The sequence below is a fragment of the Draconibacterium sp. genome (genome assembly GCF_041583095.1).
Taxonomy (GTDB): domain Bacteria; phylum Bacteroidota; class Bacteroidia; order Bacteroidales; family Prolixibacteraceae; genus Draconibacterium.
In genome coordinates this window covers 1-24,646 of sequence record NZ_JBFHGM010000047.1, presented here as the reverse complement: position 1 = coordinate 24,646, position 24,646 = coordinate 1, and the positions used below count along the sequence as shown (strand labels likewise).

The following is a 24,646-nucleotide window of genomic DNA, read 5'->3' as shown; positions in this document are numbered from 1 at the left end:
AATGAGCTGGCTGCACGCCAGGGACGTACCGACAGTGAGCCTGAAGAAGCGGAACCTATTCCTCCAACTTCGGGCGAAGACATATAAACAGGTTTGATTTGTGGAGAACAAAAGCATCCATCCTGCGGGTTGGGTGCTTTTTTTGTGAAATACGATCAAAGAAGAACAGTTGTTTTTCGTCCGGAAGTTCGGGCGATCCTTGATCAGCTAACTTCGCCGGACGATTGCCCTCCGGTCATTTCAGCCCGGCGCTAACGCACCAGGTTATTCACATTCGCCGCTTTCAGCGCCAATATCCCGAAGGGATAAAATAGGATTAACCTCGGGTGAAAAAAAGATGGAATCCCCCCGAATCTTTTTATTGGTTGCTTTGAAACGCCCCGGCAGGGATTGCAGCGGCACCCTGTTGCAGGCAAGCGTGAAGTTTTTGTTAACGGATGGAGGCGGATGAAAGGAGCCCCCGTACCGTTTACAAAAACCAGGCTTTGCCAAAAGAGGTAGAGCGGAAAGCCCGGCTGCCAACAAAAAAGCAAAATAGGAACTCAAAGGCTTGAATTGTGTGGGGTGGCTAAATCGCTGAGCTTTAACTATCCGGCCCCAACAGCAGCTGCAGCCCAATCAGGGAATACCGAAACGTCGATATCAAACACCAAAACACCCCAGAAATACATAACCAATGTGGCCACAATAATTCCGGCCAGGTTGAGCAGTATTCCGGTTTTAACCATGTCTTTCACCCGGATGCGGTTGGTGCCAAAAATTATGGCGTTGGGCGGCGTGGCAACCGGTAACATAAAAGCAAGCGATGCCGCCAGGGTGGCTGGTATCATTAACAACAGCGGATTAACTTCGATGGTGGTGGAAAGTCCCGAAAGAATAGGCAGAATCATTTCGGTGGTGGCCGTGTTCGATGTTAGTTCGGTTAAAAGCGACATCATTGTTACGTTAGCAAAAGTGAGTACAATTGGCTTTACATTGGCAAGACCGGCCATTTGCTCGCCAAACCACACCGAAAGTCCCGACTCGACAAATCCCTGCGCCAGTGCAAATCCGCCACCAAATAAAAGCACAATGTTCCAGGGAATTTTTCGTGCCGTTTTCCAGTTCATTAGCCGTTCGCCTTTTTCTGATTTCGATGGCAGAATAAAAAGCAACAGCGCAATAAAAATGGCTACCGTACCATCGTTGATATACGACGGATTTTTGAACAACCGCGACCAACCGGGAATCTCGAACGACTGAATGGTAAACCCCGAACGGAATATCCATAAAAAAGCCAGAATTACGAACAAGGTCAGTACGATCTTCTCCTCGGGTTTTGCTTTACCCAGCGCCTGGTACTCTTCGCGAAACTGGTTGATGTGAATCTTCTTCCAGCTTTTTTGAGGTTTATACATGATATACAATAAGAGCCATGCCATAATAAACAACAGCACCGTAACCGGAAGGGCAAAAATAAACCAGTCGGCAAACGAAATTTCAGTCATCTGTGGGAAGATGATGCTAACAATTCGTGCAAACGACAAGTTGGGAGGCGTTCCTACCAGCGTTGCTACGCCACCAATTGATGCTGAATACGCAATTCCCAAAAGCAAACCGATTGCATACTTCCCCATTTTCTTTTGGCCCAGACTTTCTTCAAGCTTAATAATTATTGAAAGGGCAATCGGCACCATCATCATGGCAGTGGCCGTATTCGACATCCACATGGAAAGAAATGCTGTTGCCAGCATAAATCCCAATAAAATCCGCCCGGGACTGACGCCAACCACCAGCAGAATTCGCAATGCAATTCTTCTATGCAAATTCCACCTTTCCATGGCAAAAGCCATTAAAAATCCGCCAATAAAAAGGAAAATCAGGTGGTTAAAATACATGCCCGAAATCGTTTTCCCGTCAACCACGCCAAACAACGGGAATAGTGCTACCGGTAACAAAGCCGTGGCTGCCAAAGGAATGGCTTCTGTTATCCACCAAATGGCCATCAATAAGGCAATGGCAAAACAATAGGTAACGTTCCGGTTCTGCGGATCGAGGTCGGCGAAAAGAATTACCAACAAACTAATGAGCGGAGCCACAATTAAAGCCCACTGCCGTAGTCCATGTGGTTTCGATTGTATTAAATCAGGCATTTTAGTTTTATTCGTCTTTCCGAATTTAATACAACACAACGACTTATACAAAAGGCCGAATATAAATAGCTGTTGAATAAATTACGTTATTCGCTTCCAAATCCGTATATTGAGGGGAAGAAAACACATAAATATGTACACCTACAAAGCAACAGTTGACCGTGTGGTTGATGGCGACACCATCGACCTGGTAATCGACCTCGGATTTAAAATCACCACTTTTCAGCGTATTCGCCTTCGTGGCATAAACACCCCCGAAACTTATAATGTAAAAAGGGATTCGGAAGAATATAAAAATGGCATGAAAGCCAAAGCGTTTGTTATTGAGCGGATAACGAACAACAACAACCAGGTGATTGTTGAAACCGACAAAGAGGTGGGTAAATTTGGCCGTTACATAGGGACTATCCGCCTTACCGACAACGAGCAAACCCTTAACGATGAGCTGGTGGAAAAAGGTTTTGCAAAATATGTAGAATATTGACTTGGATTTGCTTGATTAACAAAAAAACATTCTATCTTTTCATTCGTTTATAATTGCTTATTTTTAAGGAAATCATGGAACTCGCATAATCATTCTGTCGAGCATTAAAACCTTTTTATTATGCTTGTTTTAAGGCAGATTTGTAAAATACATATATGACTACACAAAGCAACAAATTTGGAACAGCTCCGGTATTTCTCACAGCCATATCAACCATTTTAGGTGCAATTTTATTTCTTCGTTTTGGTTATGCAGTAGGCACGCTGGGCTTTTGGGGCGTTATCCTGATTATTTTCCTTGGGCACCTGGTAACCATTCCAACGGCACTTGCCATTTCCGAGATTGCCACCAATAAACGTGTTGAAGGCGGTGGCGAGTATTTTATCATCTCGCGCTCGTTCGGACTGAATATTGGTGCCACAATTGGTATTGCGCTTTTCTTTTCGCAGGCCATCAGTGTGGCATTTTATGTTATAGCTTTTACCGAGGCCTTTGAGTTCTTTTTTAACCTGTTGGCCGATAAATACGATTTTCTTCTGCCGCGGCAGGCCATCAGTTTGCCTGTTATGGCCGGTCTGGCTTTTTTGATAATAAAAAAAGGTGCCAACCTGGGTGTTAAAGCGCTTTATTTTGTGGTGGCTGTTTTGTTTGTTTCCATTATTATGTTCTTTCTCGGATCGACAGAGTTTTCGCAATCGGCCCATCTGCCTTTTTCGAAAGATCAGTTTCGGAATTTTGAGAATTTCTTTGTTGTTTTTGCCATTATTTTCCCGGCGTTTACAGGAATGACGGCCGGTGTTGGACTTTCGGGCGATTTAAAAAATCCATCGAAATCCATTCCGCTCGGAACAGTGCTGGCAACGGTTTCGGGCATGATACTTTACATTTTTATTGTGTATAAACTAACCATGTCGGCATCAACAGCCGATTTGCTGGAGCATCAGTTAATTATGGGTAAAATTGCCATTGCCGGATCGGTAATCGTACCGCTTGGGTTGGCGGCGTCAACCATTTCGTCTGCCTTGGGTTCGGTAATGGTAGCACCACGAACGTTGCAGGCGCTGGCGCTTGATCATGCTTTTCCATCGAAACGAATTAACCGCTGGCTATCCAAAGGAAATGCAGCCGACAACGAGCCACAAAATGCATCGATAGTTACCGTGGCCATTGCCTTTGTTTTTGTGGCATTGGGAGATGTAAATGCCGTTGCGTCTATCATCTCAATGTTTTTTATGGTTACTTATGGCGCCTTGTGTCTCATCTCATTTCTGAATCACTTTGGAGCTTCACCATCGTACCGCCCTACTTTCCGCTCGCGCTGGTATCTCTCGCTGGTCGGATTCCTTGTTTCTATTTGGGTGATGTTTAAAATCAGCACCTCATACGCCTTGCTGTCAGCCGGAGCTATGACACTGATTTACCTGTACATTAACCATTACCACAAACACCGCAAAGACTTTGCATCGCTGTTTGCCAACTCGCTCTTCCAGCTGAACAGGAAGTTGCAGGTGCACCTGCAGAAACGCAAAAAAATGGTAAAACAGAACGAGTGGCGTCCCAGTGCCATTTGCATTTCGGATAAAACCACCCACAATAACCGCGCATTTCAGTTGTTAAGCTGGATTTCGTACAAATACGGATTTGGAACTTTTTTATACCTCATAGAAGGTTATTATTCCTCAAAAACCGTTGAAAAAGCTGACGAGATGTTAAATCTTATGCTTGAAGAAGCTGACGAAGAAAACTACGTTTACATCGATACAATTATTTCGCCATCGTACACCTCGGCCATTGCACAGGCCATCCAAATTCCGGGTGTTGCGGGTATGGAGAATAACATGGTTATTTTTGAATACAACAAAGAAAAACCCGATAACCTGGGAAGAATTATTGAGAACTTTGCATTGGTAAACAGTGGCGATTTTGATATTTGTGTGTTGGCATCGTCGCCTAAAAAAATGAAAATTCAGAATGGTATACATGTGTGGATCAATTCGTTCGACACCGAGAATGCCAACCTGATGATTTTGCTGAGTTTTATTATTCTGGGGCATCCTGATTTAAAAAAGGCGAGCATCGAAATTTTTGTGGTTTGTCACGAAAACGAAGTGCAGCAATCAAAACAGGAAATGAAAAAGCTGGTGCTGTCGGGAAGGATGCCGATTACAGAAAAAAATATCAAGATCATTCAGCGCACCGATGAAATTTCTACGCGGGCAATTATCAATAAAACATCGAAAGATGCCGGTTTGATTTTGGTGGGGCTGCGCGAAGAAATGGTAAAACATGAAAAAGAAAACACTTTTGCAGGCTACGACGACCTGGGTACTATTTTGTTTGTTCATTCGAAAGAACAGAAAGCAATAGAGTAGCGGAAATTCATTACTGTAGTTATCGCAAATCTTAATCCGATTTTTAGGAAATAGTTACCGATTATAGGAATATTTTTGCTGAAATCTCCTGCCGGAGGCCTTCATCTTTGCCTTGAAGCAAAGACGAAGCAGAAAGTTCAAGGCTACTTTTGATCTTCCCCCTACGTTTTCATAAAACCTAAATTCGGACGGGTGATCTCCTCGCACCCTCGGAGCTTCCCGCTCTCATTAAGGTTTTATTTCAACTTCGGACAAAGACCAAAAGAGGCCGTTCCACTTATGCAAGGTTGGCAAATTAGGAAATTAACTTCGAAGCTTCGGCCTCGGGCGGTGAGCCGGAAAACAAGTGATGGCGACGTTAAAAAATTACTGTTGTTTGAGGAGCCCCGAAGTTTCGGGGGGAGTTTCAGGAATTTTAGGCGGTATCACGTAGCTTTTCCGAGGGAAGCGGACGCAGCCTTGGGTTTTCTGTTTACTGTTTGGGCTAAGCCAAAGAGTAAAATCCGCCTGATAGGGCAAATACCAATCTTATCTTCACAATTTTATCCAGTTTTATTAAATAAGGTAACGATTAGTATTTTTTTTGAAAGTTAAGGACATGTTTGCAGGCTCCAATCTTATAATTATCACATGCAATTCAATTTGTATAATTGAACAAAACAAAATATTTCGTAACTTCCGCTAAACGCTAATCGGGATAGTAATGAGGGAGATAAACGAATTTATTACCGACCAAACAGGTTTGAGTGCTGCCACCCAGCACAAAATAATTATCTCGATTCTTATCCTGATCTTTTTGTCGATCATCCGCCTGTTAATTCTGCGTATTGTTTGGCGGCAAACGCAAAACGTAAAAATCCGCTACTCATGGAAACGTGCCCTCTCGTTTATTATTCCTTTTTCAGGCTTAATATTGATCAGTGCAGTTTGGATTCATGCCTTTGAAGAATTTGGCACGTTCCTGGGCTTATTTACTGCAGGTATTGCCATTGCGTTAAAAGATCCTATCACGAACCTGGCCGGGTGGTTTTTTATCGTCGTGCGTAAACCTTTTCATGTGGGCGATCGTGTGCAGGTTGGCCCACACTCCGGAGATGTTATCGATATCCGGTCATTTCAGTTTACCATTCTTGAAATCGGGAACTGGGTTGACGCCGACCAAAGTACCGGCCGCATTATTCACCTACCCAACGGCAAGGTTTTTCTCGAACCACAGGCGAATTTCAGCACGGGTTTTGAGTACATATGGAACGAAATAAAAGTGGTTGTTACATTTGAAAGCAACTGGCAAAAATCGAAAGAATTACTCGAAACCATCATTCAGGACTACTCAAAAGACATTCATGTAAAAGCACAGAAAGAGATAATGGAAGCCAGCAAAAACTATATGATCTACTACAAACACCTCACACCAATTGTGTATACCAAAGTAATCGATTTTGGGGTATGTTTAACCATTCGCTACTTATGCAATCCGCGACAACGACGGGGATCGGAGAATATAATATGGCAAAACATACTTACCGCTTTTAACAAAGAACCCAATATTGAATTTGCCTATCCTACAACGCGTTTTTACAAAGCAGGCGAAGTAAGAGAAGTACAACAACGCAACCTTTAAACCAACAAAATCATCTTTCACGAAACTGCTGTATGAAACGGATTGTTCCTGTATTTTCGCTACTGCTGTTTATTATTGCTTCATGCAATGATGAAAAAGGCGTTGAAATGGATATTGTTGAAACCGGCTGTATGAATGGCTGGGACGACTTTTACGAAGATACCGGCGATTACAAACACGCAGTAACAAACTATCTTGAAGACCACAACATTGCTGTTTATTCGGTAGACAGAGTCACATATGACACCGGCCCATTTTGCCTGGCCTGTTTTTGTTCTACCGGAAACTTAATTGTAATCAGACTTAACGAAAAAGATGTTGACAAAGCAGAACAGCTGGGTTTTCAACTCGTTGTAAACGTCCAGCTTAACATTCCTAAACAAGAATAACTGCAGACCCTCTCTACATTTAAATTCTGTTAAATTTACAATATGGCAAAACAATTTGTACGCTATTAAGTTATACATATCGAAAAATCTACATGATTCGATAATTTTAACAGAATAAAACAATGAGCAAACAACTAATTTTAAAAAGTGCCTCATTGACTTTTCTACTTACCCTTATTCTTTCGGGTATCTCGTTTGGTCAAAACTGGCAAAGCGATTTTCAGCAATCATTACAAACTGCAAAAACAGAAGACAAACCCGTCATCCTGGTATTTTCCGGGTCAGATTGGTGTGCGCCGTGTATGAAACTGGAGAACGAGATATGGAGTTCAGATGAATTTAAAAACTATTCGGCCGAGCATTTTGTGCTTTATAAAGCCGATTTCCCGCGCCAAAAAAAGAATCAGCCCAACAGCGGGCAGGTGAAAGCCAACAAAGAACTGGCCGAGAAGTACAACCAAAAAGGTTTTTTCCCGCTGGTGGTAGTGTTGGATGAAAACGGTAAAGTGCTGGGTGAAACGGGCTACAAAAAACTCTCGCCCAACGAATACATCAAACATCTTGAAACCTTTGTGAACTAATGGTTCGCCACATAGCAATACTATTGGTTTTAGTAACACTGGGGCTGCCGGTTTTTTGCCAGCAACCTTACAAACGAACACTAAAACTTATGGGAAGCCGCTTCGACATTAGTGTTGTCGCCAACAACGAGCAGGAAGGAAACGGCTATATAGATCTGGCGGTTGCTGAAATTCAGCGTATCGAGAAGCTGATCTCATCATGGGATGCGAATTCAGAAACTTCGGCGATAAATAAAAATGCAGGCGTACAAGCTGTAAAGGTATCGCCCGAACTTTTTACGCTGATTGAACGGGCCATTCGTATTTCAGAATTAACCGACGGTGCTTTCGACATCAGCTATGCATCGATGGACCGCATCTGGCATTTCGATGGAAGTATGACCGAAATGCCTTCGGAAGAAACCATTGCGGCCTCAGTGGCAAAGGTCGGCTATAAGAACATTGTGCTGGATAAAGCAGCTTCAACCGTTTTCCTGCAAAAAGAGGGAATGAAGATCGGTTTTGGTGCCATTGGCAAAGGTTATGCTGCCGACAAAGCCAAAGCATTGCTGATGAGCAAAGGTGTGAGTGCCGGAATCATTAACGCATCGGGCGATATGAATACCTGGGGCAAACAACCCGATGGCTCGTACTGGAAAGTAGCCATTACCAACCCGATGAGCAAAGACAAGGCTTTTGCATTGCTACCCATCAAAAATGGTGCGGTGGTAACTTCGGGCGACTACGAAAAATATGTACAATTCAACGGAATACGTTACACACACATCATCGATCCGCGAACCGGTTATCCGGCACACGGCATCATAAGTGCTACTGTATTTGCACCTAAGGCCGAACTGGCCGATGCACTGGCAACATCAGTTTTTGTAATGGGTATTGATGTGGGTCTCGACCGCATTAACCAGTTGCCTCAAATAGAATGTATAATCGTTGACGATAAAGGAAATATTCATCAATCAGAAAATATTAAAATCGAAACAGAATGAGGATGAAGAAAAAGATCATTTTATTGGCAGGACTGGGCATCATGCTTTTCAGTTCGTGCACAGTGCTTAAGGAGTACGAAAAGGTAAATATAAACGATCCGGATATGGCCTTGGCCGACCGCAAGATCGACAAATTTCAAACTACTTTTCAATCGTACAGAGAGGCTGCTTCGGGAGCAAACGGAGGTAAAACCGGTGGCGGATGCGGCTGCAATTAAATCCAGTTAAAACATGAAGTATTTATTGAGTTTATTATTGATTGCTTCAGTGCTTGCTGTTAGCGCCCAGGACGACAATGCTGCGGGCGAATACAAAAAACGCGTACTGGAACATACAGAGATAGATATTCTGCTGAACTATTACGAGCAGGATGGAGAAAATGCCGCTGTTACAGGTGGCCGGGGAACCGAGGAACTTACCGATTTTTCGCCAACTATAATCGTGGCTGTTCCGTTGAACGACGACGACGTGCTGACTATAAACGCGAACATTTCGGCCTACACTTCGGCATCATCAAGTAACGTAAACCCTTTCGATGGCAAACAGCCGGCCGACCCTTTTGTGGCCAGTAGCGGCGCATCAAAATCGGATGTATGGGGAAATGTGCTTGGAAGTTACAGCCACAGCTCCGACGACAGAAACCGGCTGTGGAATGCCAACCTATCGGGTTCTGCCGAATTCGATTATATTTCGATTGGATTCGGCGGAGGACGCACCTGGTTGTTCAACGAAAAGAACACCGAGTTATCGCTGAATGGCAACGTGTTCCTTGATACCTGGAGCCTCATCTACCCTATCGAACTAAGGCCGGATGAGGGAAGTTCATTTCAACAGTTAGTTCCCGGTTACGATCCGTCGTTTAACGAACATAGCAGCAAAGGACGGAACTCTTACTCGGCGGGTATCGGTCTTTCGCAAATCCTGTCGAGCCGGATGACAGGTTATGTTTCGGCCGATTTTATTTTGCAGGATGGATTGTTGTCGACCCCGTTTCACCGCATTTATTTTGCCGATAAGGAAGATTATTTCTACGAGAACTTCCATTTGGCAGACGATATTGAGCAGCTGCCCGACACGCGCTTTAAAATTGCGCTGGGGGCCCGCCTCAACTATTTTGTAAACCACCGGGTAACCTTGCGAACCTTTTACCGGTATTACACCGACGATTGGGGAATTACTTCGCACACGGCAAGCATTGAAATCCCGGTAAAAATTACCGATAAGTTTACGCTGTACCCGTCGTACCGGTTTTATAACCAAACGGCAGCCGACTATTTTGCGCCGTACAACGAGCATTTATCTACCGAAGAATTTTACACCTCTGACTACGACCTGTCGGAATTTTCGGCCAATAACTACGGGTTTGGCGTTAGCTACACCGATGTGTTTACAAAATGGCACATCTGGAAACTGGGCTTAAAAAGTATCGATTTAAAATACCATAAATACGACCGCGATTCAGCATTCTCCGCATCGATGTTTTCGTTTGGGGTGAAGTTTGTGGTTGATTAAAAAGCGGATGAAATTAGCAAGAAAAACCACGAAGGCACAAAGTACACGAAAAAAATTACTGAATTTTGTTAGTAAACCTGGTCCTTCGTGTTCTTAGTGGTGAGGAATTTCTGACAACATTTATTAAAACTAAAAAAGCTGCAACAAAGCTTACTCCCGTCAGGCAAGTTTGCAATACCAGATCAAAATTAGAGCCCGGGGCTGTATTATTTTTACAAATACAGCCCCGGACTTTTTTATGTTAAAGTCCTATGGAAAGCAAAAACCTCTACTTTTGCCAAAAACCAAATTTAGTATGACAGGCTACGTACACATATACACCGGAAACGGCAAAGGAAAAACAACAGCAGCTTTTGGATTGGCTTTGCGTGCCTCCGGAGCAGATAAAAAAGTGTTTATCGCCCAGTTTGTAAAAGGAAAAACCTACTCCGAAATAAAGGCAGTACAAAACTACCTGCCGCAAGCCGAAGTAAAACAATTCGGCAACGGATATTTTATTAAAAAGCAACCTACTGATTCCGATATTGAAACGGCACAACAAGGTTTGAATGAGATTAAAACTTTGGTGCAATCCGAAAGCTATGATTTAATTATTCTGGATGAAATTTTTATTGCACTACACTATAAGCTTATTTCTGTTGAAGCAGTAACGGAGTTGATTACCACCAAACCCGCCAACCTGGAGCTGGTGCTTACCGGCCGTTATGCCCCCTACGAAATTATTGAACTGGCCGACCTGGTTACCGAAATGAAAGAAGTAAAACATTACTACAAAAAAGGTGTGCCGGCTCGTAAAGGAATTGAGTTTTAAAATTCACCCCTCTGCCAGCCATAAAGGCTGACATCTCCCCTCAACGGGGAGAAAAGAGGAATCCCATGGCAAAGCCAAGGGAAATTATTAGATTAAAAAACGCTGTTAACCGTTTGCCCCTGTACTGCTAAAAAATCGGAGTACCTTCTCTCTGTTCATTTCTTCAGCGTTATGTTCTTGCCTGACACTGATGCTCTTAGAAATCCGCAACAATAAGCTGGAAGTAACCTTTGTGCTTATCACAGGAAACTAATGTTGAATCCTGGATTAACATAAGACAACAATAATTACAACTTTTCAACACCTTTAAACTCTATATTTGACATTAAATCAAATCATTCAGATCCATTAACAAACAAACCAAAAAATGATCAGAAAAATTATTACTCTCCAAATTATCCCTTTTCTTTTATCAGCAATTATTTTAGGAAGCTGCGCTGAAAAACAGCACGATAAACAAAACGCAACACTAACCGTAATCACCGGAAATGTAGAAAACCTAAACGTTTATCCCAATACAAAAGAGTTCACGCTAAACATTGTCGATTTCAGAGGCAAAAAAACTACTTTTTCCGATTCAATAAAAAACGATGGTACTTTCAGGTTTGTGTTTGATTTATACAAACCACAAGATATAACCATCGATCCAATAGTTGGGCAAATTATTGCACACCCTGGCGATTCAATTCATATTGGAATTGACTTTGCAGACATTGGCAATATTCAATTCTCAGGAGATCGTCAGAAATCCAATACCGGTTTAAACAAGTTCTTAAACAGCAAATATTATGTACTTGGTTTTAATAATAGGGAAACAAACAGAATGGAGCTAAGCGAATTCCGGCTTTTCTGCGACAGTGTGAAGTTACTTACAGATAACAAACAACGTGAATTTGTAAAAGAGTTCAAACCTACTCACGAAGTGAATGCATGGACAAAAGATTACGTAACTATAGCTTACCAAAAAGCACTGCTGCATTTCCCATTTCTTTACGGGAATATAAGAAATCTAAAAAGTTTTAAAGAATTGGATGTGCCGGATGATTATTATAGCTTTTTAGAGAATATCAGCACCAATTTTTCTGATTCGATTGTGAATACGGAAATTTACCAATTGATGAGTCTTTATACAAGTAACTACGCTTTACGAACATTAAAAGACACCACGCTCTCGGCGCAGGAATATTATCAGGAATTAGCAAAAAATTTGATCAATGAGCACCATGATGGACTTTTTAGACAAATGCTTATTGGAAACCTGTTTTACCAGAGATTGAATCAAAATGATCTGGAATTCTTCACCAACAACAAAAAACTGCTGGATGATAACGTACACGAATCGTCTCTGAAAATCCCATTAACCAATTACTACAGCAACTTAGAAAAACAAATAAACAATCCTGAAATAAATTCGAATGCAACTTTGTCGAAATTGACTGAAACGGCAGGCGAATCGCTAATCGATTCAATTTTTGCAAAGAATCAGGGAAAAGTTATCTACATCGATTTTTGGGCAACATGGTGTGGACCGTGTAAGGCAGAAATGCCAAATTCAAAAAAACTAAAAGAAAAGTTAGCTGGTGAGGATATTGAGTTTGTGTATATCTGCATCGATTCGGATGAAAAACAATGGAAGTTGGCTTTATCCCAAATGCAACTCGATGGACAACATTATTATTGCGATAAGAAGCAAAGTAGAAATATTCGGAAAGCATTGGATATAAATGGAATCCCGCATTATATGTTGATAAACAAAAAAGGTCACATTATTGAAGCTGGTAGCGACTTAAGACCAATGAATCCTCAGACAATTTCGAAAATAAAAACATTGTTATAGCAATAATAGGTACAGAATTTAACATGGTAACAGGGGCCCTGGTGGCCCCATTTCACTAATCCCCTCGCGTGGTTAATATACCAAGGTATTACAACCTGGCAAAACCCGGAAACAGATGAATTGCGTCGGGGCTATTCTACAATTCCCCGATCTTTTGCCAACACCCCAACCTCTTAACTCTCATCGTTTACCTCAGAAGTTAAGAATTGGAGCTATGAGCTACAAACAAGTTATTCTGAGCTTTAAACAGATACCTTAAAACTTAAAACAGACACCTCCGAACTTCAAACAAGTACCTCATAACTTCAAACAAGTAGCTATGAGCTTCAAATAAGTAGCTTTTAGCTTCAAACAGGCAGCCCGGAGCTACTTAAAGGCACCTCTGAGCTTCAAATAAGTACTTCATAACTCCAACTGTTGAGCTCTAAGCTTAATAATTGTAGTTCTGAACTTGGTGGATGTAGTTCAGAGGTGAATAGGGGTACTTATGAGATACAGGGGGGTACCTCGGAGGTAGGTAGAGGCACCTTCGAGGTGGGGGTAAGCAGCTGTTTTGTCTCCCTGACAAAGAGCGATTGATTTTGTAATGAATTAAAAACCGAAACATTAACCTGCATGTTATCTCTGGTTTAACTTATTAAAGATCACCACTACATAATTTTAATTCGCTAATGATTTATATAGTTTCGCGGCCCAAACAGAAATTATAATCAGGGAAGTATGATTTGCGAACTGGCAAAAAAAGACATTGAAGAACTACAAACCACAAACGTATTACCGCAAACCACTTTTTGGGGCCGTATAAAACGCAACCAGGGTTTTATTCCGAAAGGTTTTGAACTTACCATTTCGCGCGATTTACTGGTTACAAGCGCCAATTCGCTCGAGAAAAAAGGGGAAGATTTGCTGATACTGATTAAGTATGTAAATCCTAACGCTTGTTTTGCCTATGTTCCGTACGGCCCGAAAATGGAGCCCACTTTCGAAAACCAGGGGCTGCTTTTAGAGCAGGTATCCGAATCGATACGACCGCACCTGCCCGCCAACTGTATTTTTATTCGTTACGATCTGACCTGGGAAAACCAGTGGGCTGCCGAGGATGATTATTTTGATGAGCAGGGAAACTGGATTGGCCCGCCACCCGCCCATACGCAGGAATACCGCGTAAATTTTAACACCGTTACCGGGAATGTAAAAAAGAGTATCGAGGACAACCTGCCAAAAAATACCTTCTTTCTCGACCTTACTTTAAACGAGCAGGAATTGATGTACAACATGCGCTACAATACCCGCTACAACGTACGCAAAGCCAACAAAATGGGAATACGGGTGCGCGAATACGGGCTGGAGCAAATTGGCGACTGGTATAAATTATACTTCGATACGGCCATGCGTCATAATATGGCTTTGCAAAGCCAGGACTACTTTTCGTCTATTCTGAGAAACCAGGACAACAGTAAAAACGGCGTAACCGTAAAAATGCTTATGGCCGATATTGACGGGCGTTTTCTGTCGTCGATGTTTTTGGTTCTATCGCGAAAACGCGGAACCTATCTGTATGGTGCCTCTTCAACGTGTAAAGATAATTTAATGGCCAGTTATGCGCTGCAATGGGAGTCGATACGAATCTCGAAAGAATGGGGTTGCACTGAATACGATATGTTTGGCTCGGCACCTAACTTAGACAGCAGTCACCCTTTACATGGCGTGCATATTTACAAAAAAGGCTTTGGCGGCGATCTCTACCACCGAATGGGATGCTGGGATTATCCATACGACCAAAAACAGTACGATATTTTTCGTTTACAGGAGGCGCAGAAATAACCCAATGAAAGCATAAAGGCCGGGGCTGTATTTCTATTTCATTATACAGCCCCGGTCTTTTTTCAGAAAGTACTCCGCATTTTTATAAGTATTGCCCTTTTCATTTCGTCCGGAAGAACCACCTGGCTTCGATTGACTTATTTCGCCGGACGATTTCGCGTCATTCATGTCTGCCGGTGCTACAACACCGGGTTATTCACTTTTGACGCTTTCAGCGCCATAAAAAAGATTTTGGGTTCAAACATAACTGCTCAGTTAACTCGTATTAACTTTGGAATTTTGCCTCCTATCCCAAGGGATAAAACATGATTAACCTCGGGTGAAACCCGGGGTTGATGAGAAAGTAAATCAAAGGCGCAAATAATCAGTTGTTCAACGCTCAACAGCTGTATGCGCCTCGTAATCTGACTATTTTTATGAAATGCTGTCGTTAGTCCACAACTTTATTCCTGTTGGTTATTTCCGGAAATCGTAAATGTTTTATTTATAGAAGTTTCTCGCTGATAACGCCGATCAATTTCTATCCATCTGCGAAAATCCGCGAAATCTGCGAGCAACCTATTCTTTCCACTTCTTAAAAACCAAGGTAGCGTTGTGTCCACCAAAACCAAAGCTGTTGGTAATAGCCAAATCAACCTTGGCATGTACACTTTCTCCGGTAATAATATTTATCGTGTTCGGGATTACCGGATCAACCTCGGTAGTGTTTATTGTAGGAGTGATTATCCCCTTTTCGATAGCTTTAATGCATAGGATAGATTCCACTGCTCCGGCAGCTCCCAGCAAATGGCCGGTCATCGATTTTGATGAACTGATCTTCAGGTTCTGCGGATTTTCGCCAAACAAGCGTCGTATGGCATTTATTTCGCTTATATCGCCAATTGGTGTTGAAGTAGCGTGTGCATTCAGGTAATCCACCTCTTCGGGTCTTACACCGGCCTCCTTCAATGCAAACTCCATCGCTTTTGAAGCGCCTTCGCCATCGGGGTGCGATGCTGCCACATGGTAGGCATCCGATGTCATGGCAGCGCCTACAATTTCGGCATATATTTTAGCGCCACGTTTTTTGGCATGTTCGTAATCTTCCAGAATCAATGTTCCGGCTCCCTCTCCCATCACAAAACCGTCGCGGTTTACATCAAACGGCCGCGATGCCAGCTCGGGGTGTTCGTTATTTACCGACAAGGCGCGCATGGCGTTAAAACCACCTATTCCCATTTCTATGATTCCGGCTTCCGATCCACCGGTAACAAAAACCTTTGCTTTACCAAGCTTAATGTAGTTAAAAGCATCCATTATTGCCGTGTTGGAGGTGGCACATGCCGACGAAGTGGTAAAAGACATTCCTTTAAGACCATATTTCAGGGAAATGATTCCGGCTCCCATATTGATCAGCATTTTGGGCCCCAGCATCGGGCTAAAACGAGGCACGCCGGTTTTGGCATAAACTTTTACTTCTTTTTCGTAATAATCCATGCCGCCCTGGCCCGATCCCCATATCACGCCAATGTCGTACGGATCGATACTTGCCAAATCCAAACCACTATCCAGCAAAGCTTCGCCGGTAGTAACCAGGGCATATTGCGAAAACAGGTCGGTACATTTTATATCCGACCGGTCGAGATGCTCGTTTGCATTAAAGCCTTTTATTTCGCAGGCAAATTTGGTTTTAAAATTGGATGTATCGAATTTGGTGATGGGAATTGCACCGCTGGTTCCGGCCACCGCATTCTCCCAAAATTCGTTTATATTATTTCCGATAGGCGTAAGTGCTCCAAGCCCGGTGATTACAACTCGTCGTTTTTCCATAATAAAACGGCACCCCTGTTCGGGATATGCCAAGCTGGTTATGATTTAGTTTTCGATTTATTCACAACAACACTATCAGCTGTTATGATTCTCAAGCAAATATAAGCACTTATTTAAAAGATGAACTTTATACCTTCGGCAATTTCTGGTTTTAATCCAGTTTAATGCGGTTCAAATGCAGTCCTTCGCTTTGAACAGAGCGGGCATATTTTACGGCCGGTTTTCCGAAAAGCAACACATAGCCCAGTTCATGGTCTTCCGGAATACCAATCTGGCTTCCCAACTCCGGAGCAAGAACTTTCATTACCATTTTTATAAAACCATTCCATAAAGTTCCGATTTCATAAGTATTGGCAAGCAACTCGAAATAGCTAAGCGCAATATGACAATCAGCATCGGGCGACGCAACATTTTTGGGAGCCGAAGTAATTAGCACATGTGGTGCATCGCGAAAAAGAACGTCGATTTGTTTGCTTTCCCACAAGCGCTGCAGATCGTTTAAAAATGCCATTCGTTCAGGAATTTTTCCTGCAGCATTTGTTTCTTTAATCGCGTTATAAACTGCATTGCGCAATTTACTTAACTCACTTTTTGTTTCGGTTACCGAAAACAACACTTCATTTTTATTGTGACCCGTTGGTGCATAGGCAGCTGTTGCCAACAATTCATGAATAAGTTCCGGCGCTATCTCTTCAGTTTTAAACTTGCGAATTGAACGACGAGTTTTTATCAGTTGCGCCAGTTTATCCGGCTCTACAATATTCTTTTTAACCGGAATGCTGTCTTCCGGCTTCTTCCCCCAGATTGAAAGCGCTGCCGTTGGACAAATAGCCAAACAGTGCTGACATTTTATACACTGTGCTTCTTTTCCTTCTTTAATTTCGGGGTATTCGCTTTTTGGGTTTATCACCAGTGTTGGGCAATCGGCAGCACACAAACCACATTGGGTGCATTTCTGCCTATCTATTTTAAAATCGATCATTTTGGTTTTTATTTTTGGTGGTACAAAGATAGCAGTTGCCCTGAGAACACTCTTTTTGAGTCTCTGCGAAAGGGGTAAAACAAAAAACAGGTAACATTTAGCGCTGTAGCTACCTGTTACCTGTTCTTCATCTTAAAACGATTTTAGAGGAATTAGTATTTCCATTTATTCGCCAGTCGCACCAGCGATAACATTACCGGTACTTCGACCAAAACACCCACTACTGTAACCATTGCTGCCGGCGATTGTAAACCGAACAACGCAATTGCTACGGCCACTGCCAACTCGAAAAAGTTACTGGCGCCGATCATTGCTGCCGGAGAACAAACTGCGTGTGGTAATTTTAATTTCCGGCCGCCAAACCACGCAATAAAAAAGATAAAGTAGGTTTGAATAACCAGCGGAATGGCAACCAGCACAATAATCAGCGGATTTTTAACGATAATATCCCCCTGGAAAGCAAACAATAAAACCAGTGTAAGCAACAAGGCAATTATTGAAACCGGTTTAAACTTCGGAAGAAAGGTGTTCTTAAACCATTCTTCGCCTTTTCTTTTAACCAGCAGTTTGTGGGTAAGGTAACCCGCCAAAAGCGGCACAACCACAAATACAACTATACTCGCAACCAGCGTGTCGTAAGGAATGGTAATGTTTGTTATTCCCAAAAGAAATCCCACAATCGGGATAAAAGCCACCAAAATAATCAGGTCGTTAACCGAAACCTGCACCAGCGTGTAGTTCGGATCTCCGTTGGTTAAGTAGCTCCACACAAAAACCATTGCTGTACATGGCGCTGCACCCAGCAAAATTGCACCGGCAATGTATTCACCGGCCTGCTCGGGCGAAATAAAAGCCGAATATAGTTTTGAGAAAAATATCCAGGCAAAAAATGCCATGGTAAAAGGTTTTATCAGCCAGTTTACAACTAAGGTGAGAATTAAACCTTTGGGGCGCTTCCCAACGTTTTTTATGCTCGAAAAATCGACCTGAAGCATCATGGGATAAATCATCATCCAGATTAAAATGGCAACCGGAATATTCACCTTGTAAATCTCCATGTTGCTCAATACCTGGATGCTGTCTCCGGCAAAGTGCCCGATGCCAATTCCCACAGCAATACAAATTGCCACCCACAGACTCAGATATTTTTCAAAAAAACCGATTTGCTTTTTGCTGTTAGCCATTTCTTGTTCCATTAACCGTTATACAAAAATTGAACTACAGTTGTGGTTTAATCTCGTGCTCATACAGTTTGTAAAAACGTTCTTTAATTTCGTCGCGTACCCGGATAAACTCGCTCCAGATAAACTCGTCGGTGCCGGTGGCATGCGACGGATCGTCGAAACCAATGTGCAGGCGGTGTTTCACTTCTCCGAAAAAAGCCGGGCAACTTTCGTTGGCACCACCACAAACGGTAATTACGTAATCCCATTGGTCGTTCAAAAATTTCTGAACCGAATCAGAAGAATGCCCACTGATATCGATACCAATTTCGGCCATTGCTTTAACGGCTTTTTGGTTGAGTTTCCCCGATGCTTCGGTACCACCTGATTCTACCTGAATACGTTCGTCAAACGATTGTAAAAAACCGTGTGCCATTTGGCTGCGGCAACTGTTACCTGTACAAAGAATTAATACTTTCATTTTGTGTATACTAATTAAATTATCTTGTTATTTACATTCATAATCTCTCACATTCAGGCCGCGTAAAAATTGTTCGATTATGGCTTTTACCTCAGTAATTTTCTTCGGATTCAGACAATATTTTGTTCTGACTCCTTCGATATGTCCCTGAATTAAACCTGCTTCCTTTAACTCTTTAATGTGCTGATTTACGGTGGTTCTTCCCAATGGTAATTCTTCCGAAAGATCGCCGGTAATACAACTGTTCGCTTCCGACAGGTATTGCAATATTTTTAAACGAGCCGGATGCGCCAACACCTTAAACCAGGCGGCCTGGGTTTTCAGGTCCTCATCGAATAAATCTGTTTTTGATTGTACCATTGCTTTTTATTTGGACGCAAATATACGTCAAATTGATTTCCGACGTATATATACATCTAAACAAATCGTTAAATTAAGGTAAACTGATTATTTCTACTTTAACAGATTCATTGAAAAATTCAATCTGTTTTACCCTAAACCCTAAAGGGAACCAGATTGATTTTTTGGGTTTCACCCTTTAGTGTCGGGGTAAAAGTCCAAAAAATTGTATTGAAAAGATAATCTGTTAAAGTAGAATTATTTACTAAAGGCATATTGGTTTTAAAACCACTCGCGTTTTCGGAAAATAAGAATACCGATTAGTGCCAGAATTATTGAAATACCGAGGATGAGAAAAAATGCCCATCGACTGGTTTCCAGGTTATTCGGAATATTCATGCCATAAAAACTGGCAACAAGTGTTGGAATCATTAAAATAATGGAAATGGAAGCCAGCTGTTTCATCACCACATTCAGGTTATTCGAAATTACCGAAGCAAAGGCATCCATCATTCCACTTTGAATATCGGAGTAGATCTGTGCCATGTCAAGCGCCTGTTTGTTTTCTATTATGGCATCTTCCAGCAGATCTTCGTTGATCTCGCTAATCGATTTCCGGTTTCCATTTTTCAGTTTGGCCAAAACCAGTTCGTTGGCTTTTATCGAGGTTATAAAAAACACCAGGCATTTTTCCATTTTCAGCAGTCGGTTCAATTCCTTATTTCGGATCGACTTTTCCAGATCCTGCTCAATAATAGCCGTTTGCTGGTTAATGTATTTTAGGTAACTCAGGTAGGTATTGGCGGTGCGCAGAAACAGTTTCAATGAAAAGTTCAGCACGTCTTTAACCTGTCGCTTGCTATCGCGGTACAGCGACGGACTATCGTAGGGCAAAACCTCATTCTCAACCTGACACAACGTGATGGTAAAACTTTCGGTCATAAAAATACCAAGTGGAACCGTAAAATACGGAACTCCGTTGTTCTTATCGGGCACCGGAATACGAATAATGATCAGTGACCAGTCATCATCGTGTTCAATCCTCGAGCGTTCGTCGGCATCGAGAATATCGCGTACAACATCCTGGGGTACATTAAAGTCTTTAATAAGTAATTCTATTTCGTTGGCAGTAGGTTTTGTTACATTAATCCAGCAGCCTTTTTCCGGCTTATCAATTTCAATATAACCGCCAAATGATTTGAAAATTTTCAACATGGTATTACCTCCTCTGTTTTTCTACCAACAGGAGGCAATATGCTCCTAGTGGTAAGAGTTATTTTTTAATTCTCTATGATACGGGCCTTCGTCCATATTAATTTTTGTTTTTTTTTGAATTCGCTTGCAAAGTTAATTTTAAACGGCCAAAATCCGGCTATTGTTCTAAAAAATACGTTAATGATCTTTTAAAGACCAAAATATTTATGGTTTCGGAGATCAAAAAAAAGAGGGTAAACCTTTTGGCACCCCTCCTTCACTTTCATTAAATCAGTAACTTTTTTAAGCCTTGATCTTATCATATAAACCCAACAATTTAGTCTCGTAAATTTCCTTGATCTGCTCTTCAGCATCGCCAATCGGTTTTACCGGAATAAGGTCTTTCACCTCTTCGGCCGTCATTCCTGATTTAAAGAAAATGGACAGCGATTTTTTCAATGTGGCCTCTATCGCTTTTTTTGCTTCATTTTCATCTAAACCGGTGGCAACAGCAACTCTAAGCATCTCTTCCCACTGAAACCAGAAATAGGTTGGCAACATGGCTGAAACAATGGCATATCCTTCCAGTTTATGCTCTTCAACCCCGAAGTTTTTGCCCATAGCTTTAAACAGTTTCAGGAAACTCTTTTTAGTCTTTTTGTCGGTTTCAGGATGAAAAGCCACCGGATTATATCCTTTGTTAATAAAGGATGTAGCGTTAGGAATCATTCGTACAACGTTTGAAGTTCCCAAAGCGCCAGAAATCTTTTCTATCGTAACTTTTGGTGCCAGCGAAAGCACCTGCGTATCTTCTGTTACAACATCTTTTATGGCAGCCAGAGTTTCGGCCATTACCGGCGGATGAACAGCCAAAACCACCAATTCATTTTTGGCTGCATCTTTCGCCGAATCGGCAACTTCAATATCCGGAAATAAATTTTGGAGTGCACTCAGCGTTTCGCTGTTTGGTTCGAATACCTTAACGTTCTCAAAAACAACTTTTTTGTTTTTAAACGCCTGCAAAAAGATCTTAGTGATCCTTCCGCCACCAATAAATCCAATGGTTTTTGTTTTCATCTGTTTAAAATTTTTTGATTTCTGAATGTTCAAAAAATTTGAATACATTCAGGAACTCACATAAATTTTAATCACTCATATTAACGAATTTAGAATGAAGAAAATTTATATTCGTTTCATTTTTTTGAGTTTTATCGTTAGTTGAAATAGTTACATCACGTAGTTAAAAATGAAGCCAACAATTACAATTCCGGCCGCAACTATGCCCACAAACGCAGCAATCAACTGCCACTTTAATACCTTTTTCAGGATAATTATTTCGGGGAGCGACAGGGCAATTACCGACATCATAAATGCCAGTGCTGTGCCCAGCGAAACTCCTTTTTCGATGAGTACACTTACAATGGGGATAATTCCGGCTGCATTGGAATACATAGGAACGCCCATTAAAATAGCCAGCGGAACACCATACCAGTTTTCCTTTCCAAGCAAGGAACCAAGAAAATCTTCAGGAACATAACCATGTGCTCCTGCTCCAACAGCAATACCGATAATAATGTATATCCAGATTTTGCCTACAATTTCGCGAACCGAATCGAATCCTTTTTGAATACGATCGCTAAACGAAAGTTTTTCTTCTTCCAAACCTTCTGCATTTGCTTTTACGCTGTATACCCACTCGGCAACATATTTTTCCATTTTAAGTTTGCCTATCAGCCACCCCGAGAGAATGGCAATCGTTAAACCGGTACCCACATAAATAAGTGCCACTTTCCAGCCAAACAATCCAACCAACAAAACAAGAGCAACCTCGTTTACCATGGGCGCAGCAATTAAAAACGAAAAGGTAACGCCAATTGGAATTCCAGCTTCAACAAATCCCAGAAACAGCGGAATTGCCGAACACGAGCAAAACGGAGTTACAATGCCCAATAATGCCGCCATTACATTTCCGGTTAACAGCGATTTTCCCTGAAGCATTTTCCGGGTCTTTTCGGTTGAAAAATAACTACGGATAATACCCACACCAAAAATAATGAGCACCAGCAGTAGCATTACTTTAGGTACTTCGTAAATAAAAAAGCGCAGGGTTTCGGTTAAATGTTTCCCGGCAGTCATCCCGGCCACATCGTCGACAATTACATCGGCAATGTTTTGCAGATTCATGTAAAGCAATAGCCAACCGGGCAATAGAAATAGCGGTAACAACCAACCGTTCGTTTTTCTGTTCAATGAAATCACTTTCTCTCTCATCTTTTCACCATTCGTATTTTTACGAACTATTTCTTTAAAATTTTTTATTTCATCAACTGCTGTAACATTCTAATAACTGCTACATCCATTATCCACAACAGCAACACTTTGGCTTTTCAGACTTTTGTTCTCCCAATATCTGGCGAATATCATCGGCGCAACATTTTCCAGTTGGATTTAGCGTTTTACAATCCGAACCGGTACATGCGCCGGTTGTTGCTTTTATTTCCTGCAGGCTTTTTGCACCTTTATCCATTGCAGACCGAATTTCTGCTTCGCTTATATTTTTACAATAACAGATTATCTCATCCATGGCAAAACAAACAAAGTAAGAACGTAATAAATACCTACTCCAATAAACAACACTGCAATTACCCGGCGAAACCAGATCTCAAAGCTTTTCATTTTGTTGTACAAATTACCGATAGAGCCAAGGCTAAAGGCAATTAACCAGGCAAAAATGATTACCGGAATTCCGGTTGCAACAGCAAAAACGACTGGCAGATACAAGCCGCTGGCATTGCTTATGGTCATCGGAATTAATATTCCAAAATAAAGAACGCCACTATACGGACAGAAGGCCAGGGCAAAAACAATTCCCAGTAACAACACGCCCCAAAATCCTTTATTCGATCTGCTTTGCATTTTCTCAGTTAGCGCCCCAACACCCGGAACAGACAGGTTCAAAACGCCCAACATAAACAGGCCAATTATTATCAGTAAGGGACCCAAAATTTTTTCACCCCAGGTTTGAAAAAAAGATGAGAACTCGAACTGACTGGCACCAAAAAAAAACAGCAAACCAATTGCGGTATAAGAAAAAGCACGTCCCAAGGTATAAACCAAACCATTCAGAAATACTTTTTTCTGGCTGGTAATATCTTTACTGATGTAGCCAATTGCCGTAATGTTGGTTGCCAGCGGACAAGGGCTAATGGCTGTCATTAGCCCCAGCATAAACGCCGACAATATCGGAATTTCTGAATTCTCAAAAATTGTTTGTAATACCTCCATCTTGCTTAGAGCAGTTCGTCGATTTCAGACTTTAAGCGCTTTTCAAATTTTTCGGGTTTGGTGCGTGCATTCATAAATGCAGAACTAGTAAGGTCAACCATTTCGTCGCCTTTTACGAGTAACAGCGTTTGTCCGCTGATTTTATACTTTTTTACCAAAGGATTGTTCTTATCCTCCTCACGATTAATAGACTCGAAAGTTACTTTTCCTTTGTAATTTTCTTCAATTGTTTTCTTTGCTACTTTTTCAACTGCCTCGCAGGTAACACATCGTTTTGTGGCATGAAAATAATAGGCTTTTACCTCACTTGATTGCGGAGTTACGGCACAACCATCACCCGCTGCATTTGGGCCACTTTTTGCCGCTCCTGAACAACAATGTGCATTTGCTGAAATGGCTCCAACAAACAGCATAATACTTAAAATACTGATTAGTTTTTTCATCATATTTCTGTTAAAGGTTGTTGATGTTTGTAATTCTGAATCGGTTTTGTTATTCGTTATTACGATAATAATTCCTTCAGTTCTTTATCTCCCGGCAGTCGTCCGCTCATTACAACTTTTCCGTCAACAACAAGCGCCGGAGTATTCATCACCCCAAATTGCATGATTTTGTATATGTCTTCCACTTTTTCAATCGATGCTTCAACGCCCAATTCACTTACGGCGTTTCTTGTCTTTTCTTCCAGCTTTTTGCATTTGGCACAGCCGGTTCCTAAAACTTTTATCTCCATCTTTCTTTTGGTTTTTTTGATTTATTGTTCGCTGAAACACAAACTATTTGCTCAAAATTATTAATCTATCTTCAGAAAATTCTTAAACAACTCCTGTGCTTCTGCCCAGTT

24 protein-coding genes are annotated in these 24,646 nt (G+C 41.7%); 11 read left to right on the top strand and 13 right to left on the bottom strand.

Annotated elements, in window-relative coordinates:
- Positions 1-587: 587 nt before the first annotated feature.
- Positions 588-2,132 carry a DASS family sodium-coupled anion symporter gene (locus ABZB17_RS06760; RefSeq protein WP_372648822.1) on the bottom strand — a complete coding sequence of 515 codons (1,545 nt, stop codon included), beginning with the start codon at positions 2,130-2,132 and terminating at the stop codon, positions 588-590.
- A 133-nt stretch (positions 2,133-2,265) separates the two neighbouring features.
- On the opposite strand from ABZB17_RS06760, the gene ABZB17_RS06755 reads away from it, so the two are divergent.
- The 11 genes from ABZB17_RS06755 to ABZB17_RS06705 all read left to right on the top strand — a co-directional run bounded on the left by ABZB17_RS06755 (position 2,266) and on the right by ABZB17_RS06705 (position 14,549).
- The gene (locus tag ABZB17_RS06755) at positions 2,266-2,616 is read left to right on the top strand and encodes a thermonuclease family protein (protein ID WP_372648821.1); all 351 of its coding nucleotides are present in this window, start codon (positions 2,266-2,268) and stop codon (positions 2,614-2,616) included.
- Between the two features lie 155 nt (positions 2,617-2,771).
- Entirely contained in the window at positions 2,772-4,988 is a 2,217-nt protein-coding gene (locus tag ABZB17_RS06750) for an amino acid permease (RefSeq protein ID WP_372648819.1), read from the top strand.
- Positions 4,989-5,691: 703 nt separating this feature from the next.
- Positions 5,692-6,609, top strand: coding sequence for a mechanosensitive ion channel family protein (locus ABZB17_RS06745; RefSeq protein WP_372648817.1), 918 nt, complete (start codon positions 5,692-5,694; stop codon positions 6,607-6,609).
- A gap of 32 nt (positions 6,610-6,641) precedes the next feature.
- Positions 6,642-6,998, top strand: a complete 357-nt coding sequence (locus tag ABZB17_RS06740; protein ID WP_372648815.1) for a hypothetical protein — start codon at positions 6,642-6,644, stop codon at positions 6,996-6,998.
- A 122-nt stretch (positions 6,999-7,120) separates the two neighbouring features.
- Positions 7,121-7,579, top strand: coding sequence for a thioredoxin family protein (locus ABZB17_RS06735; RefSeq protein ID WP_372648813.1), 459 nt, complete (start codon positions 7,121-7,123; stop codon positions 7,577-7,579).
- The gene (locus ABZB17_RS06730) at positions 7,579-8,565 is read left to right on the top strand and encodes an FAD:protein FMN transferase (RefSeq protein WP_372648811.1); all 987 of its coding nucleotides are present in this window, start codon (positions 7,579-7,581) and stop codon (positions 8,563-8,565) included. The genes ABZB17_RS06735 and ABZB17_RS06730 overlap by 1 nt, the downstream gene beginning before the upstream one ends.
- Before the next feature lie 2 nt (positions 8,566-8,567).
- The gene (locus tag ABZB17_RS06725) at positions 8,568-8,783 is read left to right on the top strand and encodes a DUF4266 domain-containing protein (RefSeq protein ID WP_163326218.1); all 216 of its coding nucleotides are present in this window, start codon (positions 8,568-8,570) and stop codon (positions 8,781-8,783) included.
- 13 nt (positions 8,784-8,796) lie between these two features.
- Positions 8,797-10,077 carry a DUF3570 domain-containing protein gene (locus ABZB17_RS06720; protein ID WP_372648809.1) on the top strand — a complete coding sequence of 427 codons (1,281 nt, stop codon included), beginning with the start codon at positions 8,797-8,799 and terminating at the stop codon, positions 10,075-10,077.
- A gap of 295 nt (positions 10,078-10,372) precedes the next feature.
- On the top strand, positions 10,373-10,888 hold the full coding sequence (cobO, locus tag ABZB17_RS06715; RefSeq protein WP_372648807.1) for a cob(I)yrinic acid a,c-diamide adenosyltransferase: 516 nt from the start codon (positions 10,373-10,375) through the stop codon (positions 10,886-10,888).
- A 367-nt stretch (positions 10,889-11,255) separates the two neighbouring features.
- Positions 11,256-12,725 carry a TlpA family protein disulfide reductase gene (locus tag ABZB17_RS06710; RefSeq protein WP_372648805.1) on the top strand — a complete coding sequence of 490 codons (1,470 nt, stop codon included), beginning with the start codon at positions 11,256-11,258 and terminating at the stop codon, positions 12,723-12,725.
- A gap of 720 nt (positions 12,726-13,445) precedes the next feature.
- Positions 13,446-14,549 (top strand): lipid II:glycine glycyltransferase FemX, encoded by a 1,104-nt coding sequence (locus ABZB17_RS06705; protein ID WP_372648803.1) that lies wholly within the window; start codon positions 13,446-13,448, stop codon positions 14,547-14,549.
- 558 nt (positions 14,550-15,107) lie between these two features.
- Here the strand turns inward: ABZB17_RS06705 and fabF are convergent.
- The 12 genes from fabF to ABZB17_RS06645 all read right to left on the bottom strand — a co-directional run bounded on the left by fabF (position 15,108) and on the right by ABZB17_RS06645 (position 24,535).
- Entirely contained in the window at positions 15,108-16,391 is a 1,284-nt protein-coding gene (gene fabF / locus ABZB17_RS06700) for a beta-ketoacyl-ACP synthase II (protein WP_372648802.1), read from the bottom strand.
- 118 nt (positions 16,392-16,509) lie between these two features.
- The gene (locus tag ABZB17_RS06695; protein ID WP_372648800.1) at positions 16,510-17,340 is read right to left on the bottom strand and encodes a nitroreductase family protein; all 831 of its coding nucleotides are present in this window, start codon (positions 17,338-17,340) and stop codon (positions 16,510-16,512) included.
- A 152-nt stretch (positions 17,341-17,492) separates the two neighbouring features.
- The gene (gene arsB / locus ABZB17_RS06690; RefSeq protein ID WP_372648799.1) at positions 17,493-18,524 is read right to left on the bottom strand and encodes an ACR3 family arsenite efflux transporter; all 1,032 of its coding nucleotides are present in this window, start codon (positions 18,522-18,524) and stop codon (positions 17,493-17,495) included.
- A 34-nt stretch (positions 18,525-18,558) separates the two neighbouring features.
- Positions 18,559-18,984 (bottom strand): arsenate reductase ArsC, encoded by a 426-nt coding sequence (locus tag ABZB17_RS06685; RefSeq protein ID WP_372648797.1) that lies wholly within the window; start codon positions 18,982-18,984, stop codon positions 18,559-18,561.
- 27 nt (positions 18,985-19,011) lie between these two features.
- A complete protein-coding gene (locus tag ABZB17_RS06680; RefSeq protein ID WP_372648796.1) occupies positions 19,012-19,344 on the bottom strand; it encodes an ArsR/SmtB family transcription factor in 333 nt (110 codons plus the stop codon).
- Between the two features lie 261 nt (positions 19,345-19,605).
- Positions 19,606-20,538 carry a magnesium transporter CorA family protein gene (locus tag ABZB17_RS06675; RefSeq protein WP_372648794.1) on the bottom strand — a complete coding sequence of 311 codons (933 nt, stop codon included), beginning with the start codon at positions 20,536-20,538 and terminating at the stop codon, positions 19,606-19,608.
- A gap of 282 nt (positions 20,539-20,820) precedes the next feature.
- Positions 20,821-21,594 carry a pyrroline-5-carboxylate reductase family protein gene (locus ABZB17_RS06670; RefSeq protein WP_372648792.1) on the bottom strand — a complete coding sequence of 258 codons (774 nt, stop codon included), beginning with the start codon at positions 21,592-21,594 and terminating at the stop codon, positions 20,821-20,823.
- Positions 21,595-21,744: 150 nt separating this feature from the next.
- Positions 21,745-22,767 (bottom strand): permease, encoded by a 1,023-nt coding sequence (locus ABZB17_RS06665; RefSeq protein WP_372648790.1) that lies wholly within the window; start codon positions 22,765-22,767, stop codon positions 21,745-21,747.
- Between the two features lie 109 nt (positions 22,768-22,876).
- Positions 22,877-23,044, bottom strand: a complete 168-nt coding sequence (locus ABZB17_RS06660) for a hypothetical protein (RefSeq protein ID WP_372648788.1) — start codon at positions 23,042-23,044, stop codon at positions 22,877-22,879.
- A 44-nt stretch (positions 23,045-23,088) separates the two neighbouring features.
- A complete protein-coding gene (locus tag ABZB17_RS06655; protein WP_372648786.1) occupies positions 23,089-23,802 on the bottom strand; it encodes an aromatic aminobenezylarsenical efflux permease ArsG family transporter in 714 nt (237 codons plus the stop codon).
- A 5-nt stretch (positions 23,803-23,807) separates the two neighbouring features.
- Positions 23,808-24,245 carry a nitrophenyl compound nitroreductase subunit ArsF family protein gene (locus ABZB17_RS06650; protein ID WP_372648784.1) on the bottom strand — a complete coding sequence of 146 codons (438 nt, stop codon included), beginning with the start codon at positions 24,243-24,245 and terminating at the stop codon, positions 23,808-23,810.
- Positions 24,246-24,304: 59 nt separating this feature from the next.
- Entirely contained in the window at positions 24,305-24,535 is a 231-nt protein-coding gene (locus ABZB17_RS06645) for a thioredoxin family protein (protein ID WP_372648782.1), read from the bottom strand.
- Between the last annotated feature and the right edge of the window lie 111 nt (positions 24,536-24,646).

Coding starts and splice junctions, on each gene's coding strand:
- ABZB17_RS06760 (WP_372648822.1), bottom strand. CDS start 2,132: ATGCCTGATTTAATACAATCGAAACCACATGGACTACGGCAGTGGGCT.
- ABZB17_RS06755 (WP_372648821.1), top strand. CDS start 2,266: ATGTACACCTACAAAGCAACAGTTGACCGTGTGGTTGATGGCGACACC.
- ABZB17_RS06750 (WP_372648819.1), top strand. CDS start 2,772: ATGACTACACAAAGCAACAAATTTGGAACAGCTCCGGTATTTCTCACA.
- ABZB17_RS06745 (WP_372648817.1), top strand. CDS start 5,692: ATGAGGGAGATAAACGAATTTATTACCGACCAAACAGGTTTGAGTGCT.
- ABZB17_RS06740 (WP_372648815.1), top strand. CDS start 6,642: ATGAAACGGATTGTTCCTGTATTTTCGCTACTGCTGTTTATTATTGCT.
- ABZB17_RS06735 (WP_372648813.1), top strand. CDS start 7,121: ATGAGCAAACAACTAATTTTAAAAAGTGCCTCATTGACTTTTCTACTT.
- ABZB17_RS06730 (WP_372648811.1), top strand. CDS start 7,579: ATGGTTCGCCACATAGCAATACTATTGGTTTTAGTAACACTGGGGCTG.
- ABZB17_RS06725 (WP_163326218.1), top strand. CDS start 8,568: ATGAAGAAAAAGATCATTTTATTGGCAGGACTGGGCATCATGCTTTTC.
- ABZB17_RS06720 (WP_372648809.1), top strand. CDS start 8,797: ATGAAGTATTTATTGAGTTTATTATTGATTGCTTCAGTGCTTGCTGTT.
- cobO (WP_372648807.1), top strand. CDS start 10,373: ATGACAGGCTACGTACACATATACACCGGAAACGGCAAAGGAAAAACA.
- ABZB17_RS06710 (WP_372648805.1), top strand. CDS start 11,256: ATGATCAGAAAAATTATTACTCTCCAAATTATCCCTTTTCTTTTATCA.
- ABZB17_RS06705 (WP_372648803.1), top strand. CDS start 13,446: ATGATTTGCGAACTGGCAAAAAAAGACATTGAAGAACTACAAACCACA.
- ABZB17_RS06695 (WP_372648800.1), bottom strand. CDS start 17,340: ATGATCGATTTTAAAATAGATAGGCAGAAATGCACCCAATGTGGTTTG.
- arsB (WP_372648799.1), bottom strand. CDS start 18,524: ATGGCTAACAGCAAAAAGCAAATCGGTTTTTTTGAAAAATATCTGAGT.
- ABZB17_RS06685 (WP_372648797.1), bottom strand. CDS start 18,984: ATGAAAGTATTAATTCTTTGTACAGGTAACAGTTGCCGCAGCCAAATG.
- ABZB17_RS06680 (WP_372648796.1), bottom strand. CDS start 19,344: ATGGTACAATCAAAAACAGATTTATTCGATGAGGACCTGAAAACCCAG.
- ABZB17_RS06675 (WP_372648794.1), bottom strand. CDS start 20,538: ATGTTGAAAATTTTCAAATCATTTGGCGGTTATATTGAAATTGATAAG.
- ABZB17_RS06670 (WP_372648792.1), bottom strand. CDS start 21,594: ATGAAAACAAAAACCATTGGATTTATTGGTGGCGGAAGGATCACTAAG.
- ABZB17_RS06660 (WP_372648788.1), bottom strand. CDS start 23,044: ATGGATAAAGGTGCAAAAAGCCTGCAGGAAATAAAAGCAACAACCGGC.
- ABZB17_RS06655 (WP_372648786.1), bottom strand. CDS start 23,802: ATGGAGGTATTACAAACAATTTTTGAGAATTCAGAAATTCCGATATTG.
- ABZB17_RS06650 (WP_372648784.1), bottom strand. CDS start 24,245: ATGAAAAAACTAATCAGTATTTTAAGTATTATGCTGTTTGTTGGAGCC.
- ABZB17_RS06645 (WP_372648782.1), bottom strand. CDS start 24,535: ATGGAGATAAAAGTTTTAGGAACCGGCTGTGCCAAATGCAAAAAGCTG.